The 17,504-nt window shown below is 39.3% G+C and carries 17 protein-coding genes; 2 read left to right on the top strand and 15 right to left on the bottom strand.

Annotated features, from left to right (window positions below):
* Positions 1-17: 17 nt before the first annotated feature.
* From WFN33_RS14130 to WFN33_RS14115, 4 genes are read right to left on the bottom strand one after another with little or no spacing between them, the layout of a single operon-like run.
* Positions 18-548 (bottom strand): pilus assembly protein PilP, encoded by a 531-nt coding sequence (locus tag WFN33_RS14130; RefSeq protein WP_336953694.1) that lies wholly within the window; start codon positions 546-548, stop codon positions 18-20.
* Positions 545-1,294 (bottom strand): type 4a pilus biogenesis protein PilO, encoded by a 750-nt coding sequence (locus WFN33_RS14125; protein WP_336953693.1) that lies wholly within the window; start codon positions 1,292-1,294, stop codon positions 545-547. Before WFN33_RS14125 ends, WFN33_RS14130 begins: the two co-directional genes overlap by 4 nt.
* The gene (locus WFN33_RS14120) at positions 1,291-1,932 is read right to left on the bottom strand and encodes a PilN domain-containing protein (protein WP_336953692.1); all 642 of its coding nucleotides are present in this window, start codon (positions 1,930-1,932) and stop codon (positions 1,291-1,293) included. Before WFN33_RS14120 ends, WFN33_RS14125 begins: the two co-directional genes overlap by 4 nt.
* A complete protein-coding gene (locus WFN33_RS14115; RefSeq protein WP_336953691.1) occupies positions 1,932-2,990 on the bottom strand; it encodes a pilus assembly protein PilM in 1,059 nt (352 codons plus the stop codon). Before WFN33_RS14115 ends, WFN33_RS14120 begins: the two co-directional genes overlap by 1 nt.
* 163 nt (positions 2,991-3,153) lie before the next feature.
* Here WFN33_RS14115 and ponA point away from each other — a divergent pair, with 163 nt between their 5' ends.
* Positions 3,154-5,697, top strand: coding sequence for a penicillin-binding protein PBP1a (ponA, locus tag WFN33_RS14110; protein WP_336953690.1), 2,544 nt, complete (start codon positions 3,154-3,156; stop codon positions 5,695-5,697).
* 60 nt (positions 5,698-5,757) lie between these two features.
* Here ponA and WFN33_RS14105 read toward each other — a convergent pair whose 3' ends face one another.
* The 11 genes from WFN33_RS14105 to WFN33_RS14055 form a co-directional block, all read right to left on the bottom strand.
* Positions 5,758-6,561: a putative RNA methyltransferase gene (locus WFN33_RS14105; RefSeq protein ID WP_336953689.1), complete on the bottom strand. Its 804-nt coding sequence runs from the start codon at positions 6,559-6,561 to the stop codon at positions 5,758-5,760.
* Between the two features lie 72 nt (positions 6,562-6,633).
* Positions 6,634-7,752, bottom strand: a complete 1,119-nt coding sequence (mraY, locus tag WFN33_RS14100) for a phospho-N-acetylmuramoyl-pentapeptide-transferase (RefSeq protein WP_004725416.1) — start codon at positions 7,750-7,752, stop codon at positions 6,634-6,636.
* Positions 7,752-9,161 (bottom strand): UDP-N-acetylmuramoyl-tripeptide--D-alanyl-D-alanine ligase, encoded by a 1,410-nt coding sequence (locus WFN33_RS14095; RefSeq protein WP_336953688.1) that lies wholly within the window; start codon positions 9,159-9,161, stop codon positions 7,752-7,754. Before WFN33_RS14095 ends, mraY begins: the two co-directional genes overlap by 1 nt.
* A gap of 9 nt (positions 9,162-9,170) precedes the next feature.
* Positions 9,171-10,667 (bottom strand): UDP-N-acetylmuramoyl-L-alanyl-D-glutamate--2,6-diaminopimelate ligase, encoded by a 1,497-nt coding sequence (locus WFN33_RS14090; RefSeq protein ID WP_336953738.1) that lies wholly within the window; start codon positions 10,665-10,667, stop codon positions 9,171-9,173.
* Positions 10,668-10,674: 7 nt separating this feature from the next.
* On the bottom strand, positions 10,675-12,510 hold the full coding sequence (ftsI, locus tag WFN33_RS14085; RefSeq protein ID WP_336953687.1) for a penicillin-binding protein PBP3: 1,836 nt from the start codon (positions 12,508-12,510) through the stop codon (positions 10,675-10,677).
* A gap of 9 nt (positions 12,511-12,519) precedes the next feature.
* On the bottom strand, positions 12,520-12,852 hold the full coding sequence (gene ftsL / locus WFN33_RS14080; RefSeq protein WP_336953686.1) for a cell division protein FtsL: 333 nt from the start codon (positions 12,850-12,852) through the stop codon (positions 12,520-12,522).
* Positions 12,849-13,775, bottom strand: coding sequence for a 16S rRNA (cytosine(1402)-N(4))-methyltransferase RsmH (gene rsmH, locus WFN33_RS14075; protein WP_336953685.1), 927 nt, complete (start codon positions 13,773-13,775; stop codon positions 12,849-12,851). Before rsmH ends, ftsL begins: the two co-directional genes overlap by 4 nt.
* 173 nt (positions 13,776-13,948) lie before the next feature.
* Positions 13,949-14,152, bottom strand: a complete 204-nt coding sequence (locus tag WFN33_RS14070) for a hypothetical protein (protein WP_336953684.1) — start codon at positions 14,150-14,152, stop codon at positions 13,949-13,951.
* A 69-nt stretch (positions 14,153-14,221) separates the two neighbouring features.
* Positions 14,222-14,383: a hypothetical protein gene (locus WFN33_RS14065; protein WP_336953683.1), complete on the bottom strand. Its 162-nt coding sequence runs from the start codon at positions 14,381-14,383 to the stop codon at positions 14,222-14,224.
* Between the two features lie 100 nt (positions 14,384-14,483).
* Positions 14,484-15,500, bottom strand: coding sequence for a sulfate ABC transporter substrate-binding protein (locus WFN33_RS14060; RefSeq protein WP_336953682.1), 1,017 nt, complete (start codon positions 15,498-15,500; stop codon positions 14,484-14,486).
* 244 nt (positions 15,501-15,744) lie between these two features.
* Positions 15,745-16,737 carry a sulfate ABC transporter substrate-binding protein gene (locus tag WFN33_RS14055; protein WP_336953681.1) on the bottom strand — a complete coding sequence of 331 codons (993 nt, stop codon included), beginning with the start codon at positions 16,735-16,737 and terminating at the stop codon, positions 15,745-15,747.
* A gap of 363 nt (positions 16,738-17,100) precedes the next feature.
* Between WFN33_RS14055 and WFN33_RS14050 the strand changes: the two genes are divergently transcribed.
* Positions 17,101-17,412, top strand: a complete 312-nt coding sequence (locus WFN33_RS14050; RefSeq protein WP_004725398.1) for a hypothetical protein — start codon at positions 17,101-17,103, stop codon at positions 17,410-17,412.
* The last annotated feature ends 92 nt before the right edge of the window (positions 17,413-17,504 follow it).

Genomic DNA, 17,504 nt, shown 5'->3' with positions numbered 1-17,504 from the left:
ATTCCTTTATTCCGTTTTTAATCTATTGGACCGATTAGAACTAGACTTCGTGGTCTTTCTATATAACCGTCTCGACCATCTGGAACAATTTCCAATAAATCAATACGGGTAGGCGTAATTTCAATAATTCGCCCCTGATTCATCCCCATGTAATTCCCACGTTGTACCCGCTCAACCTCGCCATCAGGTGTTTTAATCAAACCCACTGTCTGCCCAACTGTTCCTTTCATACTTCCTTTTAGTGTTAATGACTCTAAAGGATAACTTTCAAGTGGTTGTGGCTGTCTTGAAAAATTAGGGTAGACTTGCTTACCTGACTTAACTTTCAACTCATTTGCCAATGAGTTCGGTAAAAATGGGCTACGTAATTGTTGAGCTGAATAATTAAAACTTGGTACCGGATTAAATACTGGCGCAGGCTCAATCGGTAATGGTTGCTGATTTCGAATATTTGCCATCTCTTGATTTACGGCATCAATTCGAGAATCACACCCCACCAACAGCACCGCACATGAGATTCCACAAACTATTTTAATGAGCTGCTTCATTGTGGCTTCCCTCCTTGCTGAGGTGTCGTTGTCTTCTGTGCAACAGCATTCGAAGATTTATTTGTTTTCTGCTCATCGGCTCCAATATAACGATACGTTTTTGCTTTAATGGTATAGTCAATCACCGGCACATCAGATTTATTATCTTGACTTGGTGTTCCTGTAATTGTGAAATCATGCAAAGTCACAATACGAGGTAATGCCGCCAGACTACTTACAAAACTGCCAAATGAATGATAATCCCCTGTTGCATCAATCGAAATCGGCTGCTCAATAAAGAACTCCTGCTTCACTTCTGGTTCTAATTTGATATTTTTAAATTTCAAACCAGAACTCACCCCTGTCACGTTAATATCTTCAACCAGACTTGGAATTTCAGTTTCTTTGGGAAGCTGTTCTAATTGCTGATTGAAGTTCGCTTCCATTTGTTGTAATTGCGCTTGATATTGCTGCAAATTTCGTAATTTGGAATCTTTTTCTTTAAACTCATTTAATAAGTTTTGTTCAACTGTACGTGCTTGGTCAATTGCCTCTAATTTAGGTCTAATTGCTAAAAAATAACCAATTGCACAAACCAAGAAAAATAAGAAGACCCAACATGTTACTTTAACGGATAAGGGCCAAGTGCCATAGTTATTCATATCCAAAGTATTGAATTGTTGTAAAAATTTCTCAAAAGTCATCTTGTTCTTTTTTGGAGCATCATTTACAGATGAATCTAATTGCTCAAAATCTTCTCGACTCATTTTGCCCCCCCAGCAGCTGGAACTTGTTCAGCTTTAGTTGTATCTGCATCTGTAGTTGCAGCTATTTCACCGATATCTACAGTCACAACAAAACTTCCATATGATTCTTCCACACGAGGAATAACCGAAGTTTGCCCTTTATTTTTATTTTCATCTGCGGCTAAGAACGAGTTCATAAACGCATTTCGATACCATTCAGAAGCTTCTAAGCCACGTAGCAATTCAGCAACTGTGTTTGGGCTCTCTGCTTTTCCTTCAATCGTAAACTTATCACCTACACGACTAAATTTTGTGATGTACATTTGTGCAGGAACAATACGGACTAATTCATCAACTAAGCGAACAATCACAGGACGCTGACCCTGTAAGCCTTGAATAAGTTTCATACGCTCAATAATTGCATTACGGCGCTCTTGCAAACCATCTAAAGTTTTGAGTTGCGTATCTAAATTTTGATTGGTACTGGTCACCAATTGATTAGCCTGCTCTTGATCTTGTAACTTATGATCAAAATAGAACCATGCCAATAACACGGAAACTAAACCAATCAGTGCAACCCCAACACATATCGCAACAAATTGCTTTTTCTTCTGTTCTCTTAGCTCATCACGCCAAGGGAGTAAGTTAATCTTTGCCATTAATCAAAACTCCTTAACGCCAAACCACACGCAACCATTAGAGAAGGTGCATCATTTTCTATTTTTCTTAAGTCAATTTGTGGTGAAAATCCCATCTGCAAGAAAGGATTTGCAATCGTGACGCGATAGCCTAGTTTTTGTTGTAATAATTTTGCCAAACCAGGAATATTAGCATTCCCACCAGCCAGTAAAATATGATCAATCTCATTAAACTGAGAAGATGAAAAGAAAAACTGTAATGAACGAGCAGCTTGTTGTACAACTGCTTCTAAAAACGGCATTAAAACTTCTGTTTCAAAATCATCAGGTAAAGTCCGATCTTTTTTGGCACGACCAGCTTCGTCATAAGACAAACCATAACGGTTCTGTACATCTTGAGTCAGCTGCTTGCCACCAAAAACTTGTTCTCGGGTATAAATGATCTTGCCATTTTGCATCACAGACAAAGTCGTCATGGTATGACCAATATCTAGAATACCCACAAGATTTACACCAATTGGCAAGGTATCAGAAAAGACATCAAAAGCACGCTCAATTGCATAGCTTTCTACATCTGCGATTTTGGGTGACAAGCCTGCGATTTCTAAAACTTCAACACGAGAATCGATATTTTCTGCACGTGTTGCAACGAGTAATACATTGACTCGATTTGGATTTGCTAGCTTATCTTTTAAAACTTCAAAATCTAAACTGACTTCATCTAATGGAAAAGGAATATATTGTTCAGCATCCATTCGGATCTGAACTTCTCTCTCCTCATCCGACATATCTGCATCCATTTCAATGATTTTGTGAATCACCATAGAAGTAGGTACAGCAACCGCGACATTTTGTGATTGAGGATTGGCAATATTGACTGCCCTTTCCAACGCATCAGCCACTGCTTCAGGATTAAGAATGTTTTTTTCAACAACACTCCCATCCAGCAGAGGGCTTAACCCATAACTTTCAACCCAGTAACGACCGTTCTTAACAGAGAGCTCTAAAATCTTTACAGTAGTAGAACTAATATCTACTCCTATTAACCCCTTATTTGGCTTACGATATAGTCTAAGCACGATTGAATTCCTATTATTTTTTTATCCCCAATAAATAACACAAACTGACTGCATTTGGTCTTAATTTTTTACAGATACAATATCCCATCTAACAATCCGTCACATGAGAAGCTATACTGAACGCAATTAGTTTGCCATTAGCTATTATTAAAACTTACTTGTTATGAAAAAGCTATCTTGTTCAGGTTATATTCATCCCTTTTTTTTGCTGATTATCATTATTTTAGTCGCAATTCCGATGGGCTTTTATGGAATGTATCTATATATCGCGCCATCACTACCAGAAATGAGCTCTTTAAAAAAGGCGCCATTGCTTAAACCTTTGCAAGTTTATTCAGCAGATAATCAGCTGATCGCTGAATATGGTGGCAAGCTTTCGGTCCCTGTTGAGTACAATCAGATCCCTCCTCATTTCATTCACGCCTTCCTTGCTGCCGAAGACTCTTCTTTCTTCGAACATAGCGGGATTAGCTTTAAAGGCTTAGGTCGAGCAGTGAGTGAAAGTGTAACTGGGTCAAATGTACAAACAGGTGGCTCAACAATTACCATGCAGGTTGCTAAAAATTATTATTTATCACCTGAACGGACGCTAAAACGCAAACTTACAGAAGTATTTTTGGCACGTAAAATAGAACAAAATCTATCGAAAGAAGAAATTTTGTCTTTATATGTCAATAAAATCTTTTTAGGTAAAAATGCGTATGGTATTGCTGCTGCTGCAAAAATTTACTATGACAAAAGTTTAGATCAACTCAGTGTTGCTCAAATGGCCATGATTGCAGGTCTACCTAAAGCACCGTCAAAATATAATCCTGTGGTCAATCCTGAACGTGCATTAGAACGTCGTAACTGGATTCTAGGTCGTATGTTACAACTCGGCTATCTCAAACAAGTAGAATATGAAAAAGCCGTAGCTGAACCAATTAATTTGAGTATGCCTGATCGAGGCCTAAGTAATCGATTTCCCTATGTAGGAGAAATGGTTCGGTCAGAACTGGTAGAAAAATTTGGCGATCAAGCAATTGATTCAGGTTATAAAGTTTATACAACTGTAAACAGCCAACGCCAACAATATGCGGAAGATGCTGTACAAAAAGGCTTGGAAGATTATGATCGGCGTCATGGATGGCGCGGTGCTGAAGCTCATGACAAACCGTTAAAAGAATTTATTCCTTATGCCAATACCTACCCTGCTGAAGTCATCAAAGTAGGCAGCAATAGTTTTGATGCCAAAATGCAAGATGGTTCAACAGTGACAGTACCTTGGTCTGGTATGTCTTGGGCAAGAAAATATATCAATGCCAATGCAGTGGGTGGAGCACCAAGCCGTGCTTCACAGATTGTAAACGTCAAAGATATTATTCGTTTACGTCCCAATGATAGTAAAACAGCGTGGTCATTGGTTCAAACGCCGAAAGCACAGGGTCAACTCATCGCTATCAACCCGAACGATGGTTCAATTGAAGCTGTGGTGGGTGGATACAACTTTTACCAATCTAAATTTAACCGCGCAATACAAGGCTGGCGTCAACCTGGTTCAACCATTAAGCCATTCGTATATGCCCTTGCACTTGAACGCGGGATGACCCCTTATACCATGGTGAACGATAGCCCAATTACGATTGGTCGTTGGTCACCGAGAAACTCAGATGGTCGTTATTTGGGTATGATTCCTTTACGACGTGCGTTGTACTTATCTCGTAATACAGTATCTGTACGTTTATTACAAAGCGTCGGTGTAGAACGTGCTCGTCAATTATTGATGGATTTTGGCCTACAAGAAGATCAAATTCCACGAAACTTCACCATCGCTCTTGGTACTCCGCAAGTACTTCCTGTTCAAATGGCTACAGGATATGCCGCAATTGCCAATGGTGGATATCGGATTCAACCACATTTCATCAGTCGTATTGAAGATGCTTATGGAAAAACCATTTACGAAGCAGCGCCTGAATATGCGTGTATTCCATGTATCAATCAAAAAGAAACTGTTGCAGATGCAGAAGCAATCACTCCTGATGATGAAGTTATTAAAGGTGCAAACCTTACAGTAGATGAGACTCAACCCCCACTAAGTAAGGAAGAGCAAAGTAAATATCGCCAAGCGCAACGGATTTTAAAATCACAATCTGCTTTTGATATGGCAAATATTCTTCGTGATGTCATTGTACATGGTACAGGTCGTGCAGCGCTTAAAATTGGTCGCGATGACATTGGCGGTAAAACGGGTACAACCAATGATGCTAAAGATGCTTGGTTTGCTGGCTTCAACGGCAAATTAGTCGCGATTGCTTGGGTCGGTTTTGACCAACCTTCAACACTTGGTCGTCGTGAGTTCGGTGGGATCGCAGCACTTCCAGTCTGGACTGGCTTTATGGGTAAAGCCTTAAAAGACACGCCATCTGCTTGGGTACATTTTGATAAAAATGCCAAAGCACCAATTTCTCGTGAAGAACGCAACCAAACACAAGTTGAAGGCGCTACTCAAAACGAAGGCTATGGTTCATCACCACCTTTAGCCCGTCCAATCTTCAAACCTGCACCTGTTACACCATCACGTAATTCATCAAATGACTTTGAAGACCTACCTGATGAGGGTTCAGATCAACCGCTAAAACCGAACAAAGTAGCCCCTCCTGCAATGAATCAAGGGAGTGCGAAACGAGAAAGCGATTCTCTTGAAAACTTGATTAATGAAGTTCAATAATTAACTTTTCAAATAAAAAATGCCATCAATTGATGGCATTTTTTATGGCTAAGATTTCTGTTATTTTTTTTGAAAAATATAAATTTGGAATGCAGCTTTTAATGTGGTTTTAATGTGTGCCTCTAAAGCCAAACGCTTTTCAGGTTTTGCTTTATAAGCATAGGGGGTCATCGCAATCAAGTTTTTTAATTGTGCTTGATCCAACTCAAACGTTGTTTCAACAATAGGCTGCTCAATTAACTCAAAAGAGGATTGTAATTGCTCTACAAATTTTTGTGGTTCATGCGCTTTAACTTCATCAAACAAACCCTCACGCATTGCATATAAATGCTCAGGAGCAGGTGTCACCACCATCAAATAAGCCTTAGGCTTAAGAACTCTGAGTATTTCTTCTTCAGGGATCGGACTAAATAAGCTGGTACACAAATCAATAGAATGATCCAATACAGGTAAGGTTGCACCTGTACCCACAATCCATGTCACGTCTTTATTGAGTTTTGCAGCAACTTGAACCGCATTTTTTGCAATATCAACACCAATACATTGCATCACTTCTTGCTGCATAGCATCGGTATAGTAGCCCTCACCACAACCGATATCCAGTAGGTTTTCAACACGCAACCCACGAATTTTCTCAACAACGGCTTGTTGTAAAGGTGCATAAAATCCACCACTTAAAAATCCACGTCGTGCTTGTACAGATTCAGGCGTATCTCCAGGATTTTTACTATGCTTATGTTGTACTACATGTAAATTTACATAGCCTTGTTTTGCTACATCATAACTATGATTGTTTACACAGCGCCAAGTCCGATCCGATAGGCTCAATACCTCACGACATACGGGGCACATCAACAAATTCATTGCATTCTCCAAAAAGATATTTTTTGGCCATAAAAAAGCCGGCAAATGCCGACTTTTTCAAATCACTCTGGCTTAACGTAATTTTAATGTCATTAGACCCAAAACTACCAGCATAATTGTGATAATCCAAAAACGAATCACCACTTGAGTCTCACGCCAGCCTTTTTTCTCATAATGATGATGTAACGGCGCCATAAGAAATACACGCTTATTCCGCATACGCAACGATCCGATTTGCAAGAATACGGAGATTGCTTCTACAACAAATACACCACCCATAATAGCAAAGACGATTTCTTGACGAACCATTACCGCGATTGTACCTAACATTGCCCCCAATGATAACGCCCCTACATCCCCCATAAAGACTTGGGCAGGATGCGCGTTGTACCAAAGAAATGCTAAACCAGCCCCAATCATTGCAGCACAAATAATCACCAGCTCAGACGTATATTTTACATAAGGAATATGTAAATAATTGGCAAAGCGGATATCACCTGCCAAATATGCAAAAACACCTAAACCTGCAGCAACCAAGACAATCGGCATAATCGCTAAGCCATCTAAGCCATCTGTCAAATTTACTGCATTTGATCCACCATTAATCACCAGATAGGTAAAAATAATAAATCCAATACCCAACGGAATGGACGACAATGGAATGCTCAGATTTTTAAAAAATGGAATCAATAAATCCAACATATTCGCAGTATGTACAGGACTGTCTTGCTGAGTGGCGATTATATACAAAGCAATACCCGCACCTAAAGAACCAACTGAAGTCCAAAAGAACTTCTTCTTAGCAGGTAAGCCCGCATTGTCTTTATAGCGTACTTTAATCCAATCATCCGCCCATCCTACAGCACCAAAGATCACCATAACAGCCAAGACAATCCATACATAAGGATTGGATAAATCTGCCCACAGTAAAGTACTAATCCCAATTGAAAGCAGAATTAAAATCCCACCCATAGTGGGCGTACCCATTTTTTTGGCATGATTTTCAGGTGCATATGAACTAACCGCCTGACCATATTTGAGCGCTTGTAATTTACGGATCATTACTGGTCCCAAGGCCCAACCAATCGCAAGTGCAGTGAGTACACTGAGCAATGCTCGTAACGATAAGTATCGAACAACTTGGAACGCGTTTTCATAACCCGCCAAGTGTTGAAATAACCAATACAGCATTAAACTTTCTCCATCAAATCAGCCATCAACGTTTCCATATGGGTATAGCGAGAACCTTTAAACAAGAAACTCATGGACTGTGGTTGATGTGTTGCAATTAAACTTAACAATAAAGGTAAAGCTTGTTCTTGGTTAAGAAAAGCTTGTAATTTTTTACCATATTGAGTACTTCGCGCACCTTCTTGTGTGGCAGGCGCAAACTCCCCTACCGCGACAACAAAGTCGATCCCATCCACTGAAACCAGATCACGACCCAACATATAGTGTTGCTGAGCAGCAGTATCGCCCAGTTCGCCAATATCGCCAATCACCATCACTTTGATCCCTTGCTGTTGCGCAAGTACTTCAGCTGCTGCACGCATTGAAGTCGGATTGGCATTATAGGTATCATCAATAAATAAGTGCTTGCGCTTATGAATAAAATTCAAACGCCCTTTTGCACCTTGTGCCGACTCCAAGCCAATCACAATATCGTCTAACTCAACACCAATCGCCAAAGCAAATACTGTCGCTGCTTCTGCATTATGAACATTATGTTCGCCTGCAAAAGGCAGATTGACCGTTCTTACACCTTGATGCGTATTAAGTGTAAAGATTGTAGACTGTGCGTGTAACTGAACATCCGTCGCAAAGACTTCGCCACCCTGACCAAAACTTAACACTTGCTCAGTATGTACCACTTGGCGAATCGCATTCGTAAAATCATCCTGAGCAGGAACAATTGCTATTCCAGCTGGATCAATATGACGGTAAATTTCAGATTTAGCACGGCAAATTCCATCACGTCCACCAAATTCGCCTAAATGTGCAGTTCCAATATTTAGAATACCAGCAACATGTGGCTGTACAAGATTTGAGGTGTAATCAATTTCACCTTGATGGCTTGCACCAAGTTCCATCACCGCATATTGATGCTCTGAACGTAGCTCCAATAACATCATTGGCACACCAAGATCATTATTTAAATTGCCACGTGTAATCAAGGTCGGGGCTAAACGTGAAAGAATACTCCCCAACATCTCTTTGGTGGTGGTCTTACCACTACTACCTGTAAGTGCAATCACTTTTAATTGTGGATGTTGAGCCCGACGATACGCGCCTAAATGCCCCAATGCCAAACGAGTATCCGCCACGACAAGTTGGCAGATATTTGCTTCAATTGGATGGCTAACAATGGCAATTTGGCAGCCATTCGCAGCCACTTGGGCAACAAAATCATGTGCATCAAAACGCTCACCTTTGAGCGCCAAAAAAGCATCACCTAATTCAGCATGACGTGAATCAGTCAAAATACGTTTAATTTCACCTTGTGGTGCTTGATCTAAATACCAATAACCTTGAGTTGCTTCAGCAAGTTGTGCTGCTGACCATGGCTCCAAAGGCACAGTACTGGTGGTAGAGGTGTGCATCTCTTAGTCCTAATGAGCTGGATAAGCTGAATTGGGTTTATTGTGTTGTGTATCTATTGCCGATTGCACTTCAACGATATCGTCAAACCAATGACGGACACCATCAATTTCTTGATAATTTTCATGCCCTTTTCCGGCAATCACAACAATATCACCTGATTGTGCATGCTTTACTGCATATTTGATTGCTTCACGGCGATCACGGATTTCGTGAACCTCATGCTGGCTAAAATCAATTTCATGCTTCATATCGGCAAAAATTTGCTCAGGATTTTCTGTACGCGGATTATCTGATGTGATGATCACAGGATTGGCTTGTTCCAAAGCTGCTTTGGTCATCAATGGGCGTTTACCGCGATCTCGATCGCCACCACAACCAAAGACAGCCCAAAGCTGATTTTCAACATGACGTTTTAAGGTTTTTAAAACCTGAGTTAAAGCGTCTGGTGTATGTGCATAATCCACCACAAACAGACGATCTTGATCACGAATCACTTGCATACGTCCAGGTGCACCTTTTAGGTTAGGTACAACTGCGATAAGTTGCTTTAAATCAAAACCTGCTTGCTCAGCAACAATTAAACTGGCCACCAAATTTTCAATATTAAAATGCCCAAGTAATGGGCTATTCACAGTAAATTCAGCTTTGGCTGTTTTTAGATGGAATGTTGCTCCATCTAGGCTATATTTAATCCCAAATACTTGGTAATCAGCCGCTTTAGAGGTTGAATAGGTCAATACTTTTGGATGTGACAGATTGCTACTTGCCGCATTCATCATTAGATCTGCATGCGCATCGTCTATATTAATTACCGCAACTTTTAGCGTAGCAAATTTAAACAGTAACGCTTTTGCTTCAGCATAGGCTTCAAGCGTCCCGTGATAATCCAAGTGATCTCGACTCAGATTACTATATGCAGCAATCTCAATATCACAACCATTTAAACGACCTTGTGCCAAACCATGTGAACTTGCCTCAATAGAAGCGAATTCAGCACCTTGCATAGAAAATTCATGCAAAAGACTTTGTAAATGTAAAGCATCTAAAGTGGTATGTGAAGACGCTTCTAGGTTTGGCAAAATCCCATTACCTGTGGTTCCCATTACTGCACATTTTTTATTTTGCAATGCCAGTAATTCAGCAACGAGGCGTGAAATCGTAGTTTTACCATTGGTTCCTGTGACTGCAAGAATTCGCGCAGCTTTTACAGGGGATGTTGCTTGTAAATATTGTTTTTGCCATTGACCCATTAACTGACGAACATCTGGGCAGATCAATGCAGATTCAAAACCTAAATCTGTTTCACTAATAATCGCCAATGCGCCTTTGTCTAAAGCAATTTGAGCGAATTGTGCTGTTTTTTCTGGTTGCGAATAACTGGTTAAAGCAATAAAAATTTGTCCTTGTTGTACATAACGACTATCTAGAGAAAAGCCATTAAATGACTCAGACATCCACGTCTTTGTATTATCAACTTTATAAATATCTTGAAAATTAATCATTATGGTTTACCTATGGCTTGGCCTTAGCCGTTTCAAGAGGTTTATCTAAAGGCACATTCATTAAACGTAAAGATTCTTGCATAATTCGAGCAAATACTGGGGCTGCAACCAAACCACCATAATATTGTCCCCGCGGATTTTCGACTACAACAATAACGGCTAAACGAGGATCGCTAATCGGTGCCACACCAGCAAATAAAGCACGGTATTCAGTATTCGAATAGCCTCTGTGGTCAGGACGCAACTTATGTGCTGTACCTGTTTTACCACCCACGCGATAACCAGGAATATTGGCTTGTTTTGCAGTACCACCGGGCATCGTGACTTGCTCTAACATCAACAAAACTTCATCAGCAATTTTAGGAGCTAAAACCTGTTTACCTTTGGGCTGATCATTTAATTTATAGAGACTTAAAGGATATTCCACACCATGATTGGCCAACATTGCATAGCCTTGCGCCAACTGTAAAATAGTAGCATTTAAACCATAACCATAGGCCATTGTGCCAATTTGTGAAGAATTTAACTTTTCAGGTGGAAGTACTAAACCTCCACTCTCACCTGGGAATTTAACTGCAGAACGCTGACCAAAACCCACTTTTCTAAAGAAACTTGGTAAAGTTTCTTTTGGTAAAGACAAGGCAATCTTTGCCGATCCCACGTTCGAAGATTTGATAATCACACCAGTGACGGTCAACGAACCATAATTATGCGTATCACGAATAGTATGGGAGCCTAAACGCATCGAACCAGGACTAGTACTAACCACAGAGTTAGGCGTATATTTGCCACTTTCTAAGCCTGCGGCAATAGTAAAAGGTTTCATGGTTGAACCAGGTTCAAACATGTCAATTGCACCACGGTTCCGCATAGCATCTTTATTACTTAAGCCATTTTTATCATTGGGATTATAAGAAGGCCAACTCGCCATAGCCAGAATTTCGCCCGTTTTTACATCCACAGCAATTGCAGAAGCGGAACGTGCATTATTGGCAACACCCACCGCAGTCAACTCACGATACATAATATATTGCAAACGTGAATCGATACTTAAGGTGATGTTCTCCCCTGCTTTAACTTCTTTCACCACTTCAGGCGTGGTAATACGGTTACCATGTTTATCACGAGAAATCTTTTGCTCACCATCTTCACCCGCCAGACGTGTGTTCAATTGCATCTCTAAACCCTCAATCCCCGTTCCTTCACTATTGGTGAGACCAATAATTTGCGCATTGGGTTGTGGCTGAGGATAGTAACGTTTGTAGGTTTTCTCTGCATAAACACCAGCAAATTTATGCTGTGTAATAAAATCAGCCTGAGGTGGTGGAACTTCTTTTTTGAGTACCAAATAACGAGAACGAGGACGTTCACTTAATCGCTTTTTTAAATCTGCGCGATCAAGACCAACTGCATCTGCTAACTCATCTAGATTTAAATTTTCATCAGGCAGTTGACGTTTAAGCTTGCGACTATTGGGTGTTTTTTGTAATTCAGCCGTAATAGTATCAAACTGTTTTTTAGTCTCAAAATACTCCCGTGGATCAATCACTACTTTCATGATTGGGGAACTGATTGCCAGAGGCACGCCATGACGATCACTAATCACACCACGCATGGCTTTTAATGTTTCAGAACGTAGGATATTGGCATTGGCTTTATTTTGTAAAAAGTCTTTGTTAATCACTTGCACATAAAATGCGCGACCGACCAAACCCACAAAACATAAAAGAACCACGCCCCACATTAAATAGAAACGCCACATATCTATCGATACAGTACTTTTCTGGGTAATTGAAGGCTGCTTTTTACGCGGCTGCCGGGTTGGTTTAGTTTGCTTATCTGCCATACAGATGCCTTACTTCTTCTGCTCTGATTCAGTTGGTAATGAAATGACAACTGTTTGCGCAGCTGGCGGTGAATACATTCTCAATTGTGTCACTGCACGCGTTCCAATTTGTGCAGTTGCACCAAATGTTTGTTGTTCAATGAGCAAACGTCCCCATTCTGCATTGATATCTTCACGTTCACGCATGTAGCTATTTAGATCACGGAAATCATGACGATAGGCAAAGACTTGCAACACCACCATAAAGGCACTGATCAACACAGCAGCAACCAATACACCATAAACAATGGTTTTTTTAATGGCCAGCTTATGACTTGATTCTTCTATAATTTCTTGTTTCATTCTGCGCCTTTTTGTTCTAAGCGTTCTGCAACTCGAAGCCATGCACTACGTGAACGAGGATTGGCTTTGACTTCTTCCTCGCTGGCACGAATTCTGTCTACTTTTTTCAGTCGACGAGTATCTTGTACTTTTTGAGGTAATCCCCAACCATTATCTTCTGGCAACGTTGATTCTTTTTGAATAAATTGTTTAATAATCCGGTCTTCAAGTGAGTGGAAACTAATGACAGCCAAACGTGCATTTGATTTTAACAAATCTACGGCTTGAGGTAAAAAGGTATGTACGTCATCGAGTTCTTTATTAATTTCAATACGAATAGCTTGGAACGTCCGTGTCGCAGCATGTTTATTCTTTTCCCACTTTGGATGCGCAACTTTAACAATTTCCGCTAATTTTCCAGTGGTTTCGATATAACCTGCTTGCTTAATCGCACGTGCAATACGACGACTATAACGTTCCTCACCATATTGAAAAATCACATTGGCCAAATGTTCTTCATCGACATCCAGTAGCCAATCTGCGGCTGTTTGTCCTTGAGAATTATCCATACGCATATCAAGTGGTCCATCTTTCATAAAACTAAAACCACGATCTGCTTGATCTAGCTGTGGTGATGACACCCCTAAATCTGCCATAACCCCATCGACTTGATAAATATCCAATTGATTTAATTCTTGTTGTAAATCTGCAAAACTGGCATGAATAATTTTAAAACGAGGATCTTCTTTTTCTAACTGATATGCTACTTCTAACGCTTGTGGATCTTTATCAAAAGCATAAACTTTTGAATGTTCATCTAATTTAGATAACAATAAACGCGTGTGTCCACCACGTCCAAATGTCCCATCCACGTAAATTCCTGTATTGCGATCTGCAAGTAAAGCATCGACAGTTTCATGTAGTAATACAGAAATATGAGACATAATTATGGTTTCAGTTTAAGCAAAAAAAGTAACTGCACATTATTACCTTGTTTTGCCAAAGCTCCAAACGACTTTTTGTAGGGAAATATTACTTTTTATAGAGAAAACCGTTTTAAAGTGCATTTTATAAAAGTTCAGTACAAAAAATGGCTCATTCATTCTGCTACAAAGCGTTATTGTGTCTTGACCATTTTCACATCACCCTTGTCAAAATACTCTGAAACACGCCAATCCTGTCGGAGATAAAATTCAAAAGTACGACTTTTTTGATCAGTTTCTAAGCAAATTTCGTGAAAAGATTCAAATAATAAATCTTCTGATTTTTTCAAAAGCGCAGTTTCGACACCTTTGGCTTCAAAATCGGGCTGGACAAACATGGCAAATACACTGCTCTCAGTTAAATCTGCGATCGAAAAACCACACGCTTGATGCTGTAGCTCTGTAAGCTAGACAGTCGAAGTATTTTGAATCAAATCTAATATTACCAACTCAGTGATACCAAGTTCAGTCAGTTGTTGTTTTGACAAATGGTTGTCTTTGACTGACGTTCGTATATCAAAAATAATCTCAATATCATCTTCAGTTGCGAGCCTTAGTACAATATCCATAGTTAAATTGATTACTCAGTTTAATATTAGTCTAAATGATTCATAACAGAATGAAAAAACCTCCTAAAAAGGAGGTTGATTCAATCAAAATAGTTGATGTTTAGCGCTTGCTATTATAAATCTGATCAAAAACACCGCCATTGGCAAAGTGAGTTTGTTGCGCTTTTGCCCAACCACCAAAGACTTCATCAATCGTAAAAGTTTTCAGTTCAGGGAATTGATTGGAATATTTAGCTAAGATTTTTGCATTGCGCGGGCGATAGAAATGGCGTGCTGCCATATCTTGACCTATTGGAGAATACAAATAGTTAATATAACCCGTTGCTAACCATTTATTGCCATTCTTCTCTACTGTTTTATCAACAATTGCCACTGATGGTTCAGTCAAAATTGACATCGAGGGGTAGACAATATCAAACTTATTGCCAGATGCTTTCTTACTCACCATAGCTTCATTTTCCCACGTCAGTAAAACATCACCAATCCCACGTTCAGCAAATGTGGTCATCGATGCACGTGCAGCTGGATCCATAACTTTTACGTTATGGTACATCTTAGAAACAAAATCACGTGCTTTAGCATCATTACCACCTGGTTGTTTAAGTGCATAGCCCCAAGCTGAGAGATAGATCCAGCGAGGTAAACCACCTGTTTTAGGGTTAGGCGTAATGATTTGTACCCCAGGTCTGGTCAAATCTGTCCAATCCTTGATACCTTTGGGATTACCTTTGCGTACCAAAAACACAACGGTAGACGTATACGGTGCTGAGTTATTTGGAAATTCTTTTTCCCATCCTGGGTTAATTTGACCTGATTTCACAATTTCGTTGATATCATTCGCCAAAGCTAAGGTCACCACATCACCTTTTAAGCCATCAACCACGGCACGCGCTTGTTTTCCCGAACCACCATGCGATTGTTTAAAATCAACAGTCTTACCTGTACGAGATTTCCAGTAAGCACCAAATGATTTATTAAACTCATCATAAAACTCACGCGTTGCATCATAAGACACATTTAAAAATTCACGGTCAGCAGCATAACTTGCTGTCGTTGCAACAGTTAATCCCGTCACCATAACCACAGCACTCATCAGTGCTTTAAAATTAGTTTTCATATTATGAGTGCTAACATCGCTAAAATTATTCTAAATATATGAAATAAGCGAATAAACTTCAATCAAAAAGCGAAATACCCGCAAACTTAGAACAGATTAAAAATCCATCTATGGTTTTAATTGATGAAAGCGCTCAACATCACTGTGGCTTATATTTTGTCTGTTTTATTTGTTTTATCACAAATATTTCAAGCTAAAAAAGCCCCCCTTTGATCAAAGAGGACTTGTTTGTATTTGATTCAAATTACTTTTCAGCCGTAAATTGATCGTAAATCCCCCCATTGGCAAAATGGGTTTTTTGCGCTTTTGCCCAGCCGCCAAAAACTTGATCTATGGTAAAGAGTTTAATTTTTGGAAATTTTGCCGAATATTTGCCCGCAGCTTTGGCATTACGCGGACGGAAATTATATTTTGCTGCCAAGTCCTGCCCTACTGGTGAATAAAGATAATTTAAATAGCCTTTTGCTAAATTACGATTGCCATCTTTATCAACCACTTTATCGACGATTGCGACTGAAGGCTCGGCTAGAATTGAAATCGATGGATAAATAATTTGATATTTATCTTTATCTGGACCAGACGTCGCCAAAATTGCTTCATTTTCCCAAGACAACAAAACATCGCCAATACCACGATCCGCAAATGTTGTGAGCGAGCCACGAGCGCCTGAATCTAACACTTTGACATTTTTATATATTTGTTTGACTAATTCACGCGCTTTTGCATCATTACCACCCGGTTGTTTTAGTGCGTAACCCCATGCTGATAAATAAATCCAGCGTGGTGCACCGCCTGTTTTAGGGTTTGGTGTAATAATTTCAACTCCTGGTTTTACCAGATCATTCCAATCCTTAATTGCTTTCGGATTGCCCTTACGCACTAAAAAAACAACAGTAGATGTGTAGGGTGCAGAATTATTCGGAAATTCTTTTTGCCAGCCTTTTTCAATCAAACCTGCATTGACAATTTCATCAATATCATTAGCCAAAGCCAGTGTCACCACATCTGCTTGCAAACCATCTACTACTGAACGTGCTTGCTTGCCAGAACCACCATGAGACTGTTTAAATTCAATATCTTGGCCTGTTTTTGATTTCCAAAATTGACCAAAACTTTTGTTATATTCTTGATAAAATTCTCGGGTAGGATCGTAGGATACATTTAAAAATTCTTTCGCTGCATAAGTATTCCCTGTGACGATTAAACTGATCGCACTTAAAAGCAGTAGTTTTTTCATTTCTTTCTCAGTTTCTAATGATTTAGAAGCACTATATTTTTATTATTTTGATTTAACAATCAATTACTTATAAATATTTAAACTAACTTATTCATAATTTAATATATCTAAAAATGTGTATTACTCATGTAAATTATTTAGTATGTTTTTTACACAAATTAACCTAAACTTGAATTCTTCACGATTCATCCACATTTATATGTTATCAATTAAAATATTACATTTCGTTTCAATGATTGTTTTTTAAACATTTTTTGTGTAGTATTATTAAAAAATGTGACGTAGTTATGCTTTTTGTAAGTTGTTTTGCTACAATAAACATGTTCAAGAACAAAAATTTGACCATCAAGGGGAGCCGATGGAATGAATGATTCTTATTTAAAGATCTTGGGCTTAAGTCTAGGACTCGCAGTGATGGCACAGACAGGCCATACTGCTGCAATTAAAGATACAACCAAGCCAATACAATCATTAATTGTTGTGGTAGACAAACAATCACCGATTGAAAAAGCGCTTAATCAGCAAAAGCGTGGCGAGAATAAATTGATCTCAGATAAAGATCAGCTTAAAGTTTTAACCTCAATTAAAACCACAGCCTCACAAAACTTTTTAGCTGAACAACATCAGAAATTCTCCTGTTTTGTACAAGCTTTATTCCAACCACATACTTTGTAAAAATTTGATTTAGAAAAATAAATTCTACGCTCCTCAAAAGAATTTAGAAGCCCAATCGTTTATTGGTGAATTAACCCTTAAGCAGTTGGGCT

It is taken from the genome of Acinetobacter sp. AS167 (assembly GCF_037152175.1).
Classification (GTDB): domain Bacteria; phylum Pseudomonadota; class Gammaproteobacteria; order Pseudomonadales; family Moraxellaceae; genus Acinetobacter.
The sequence above is the reverse complement of the archived record's forward strand: the minus strand, read 5'-3'. Positions and strand labels throughout refer to the sequence as shown.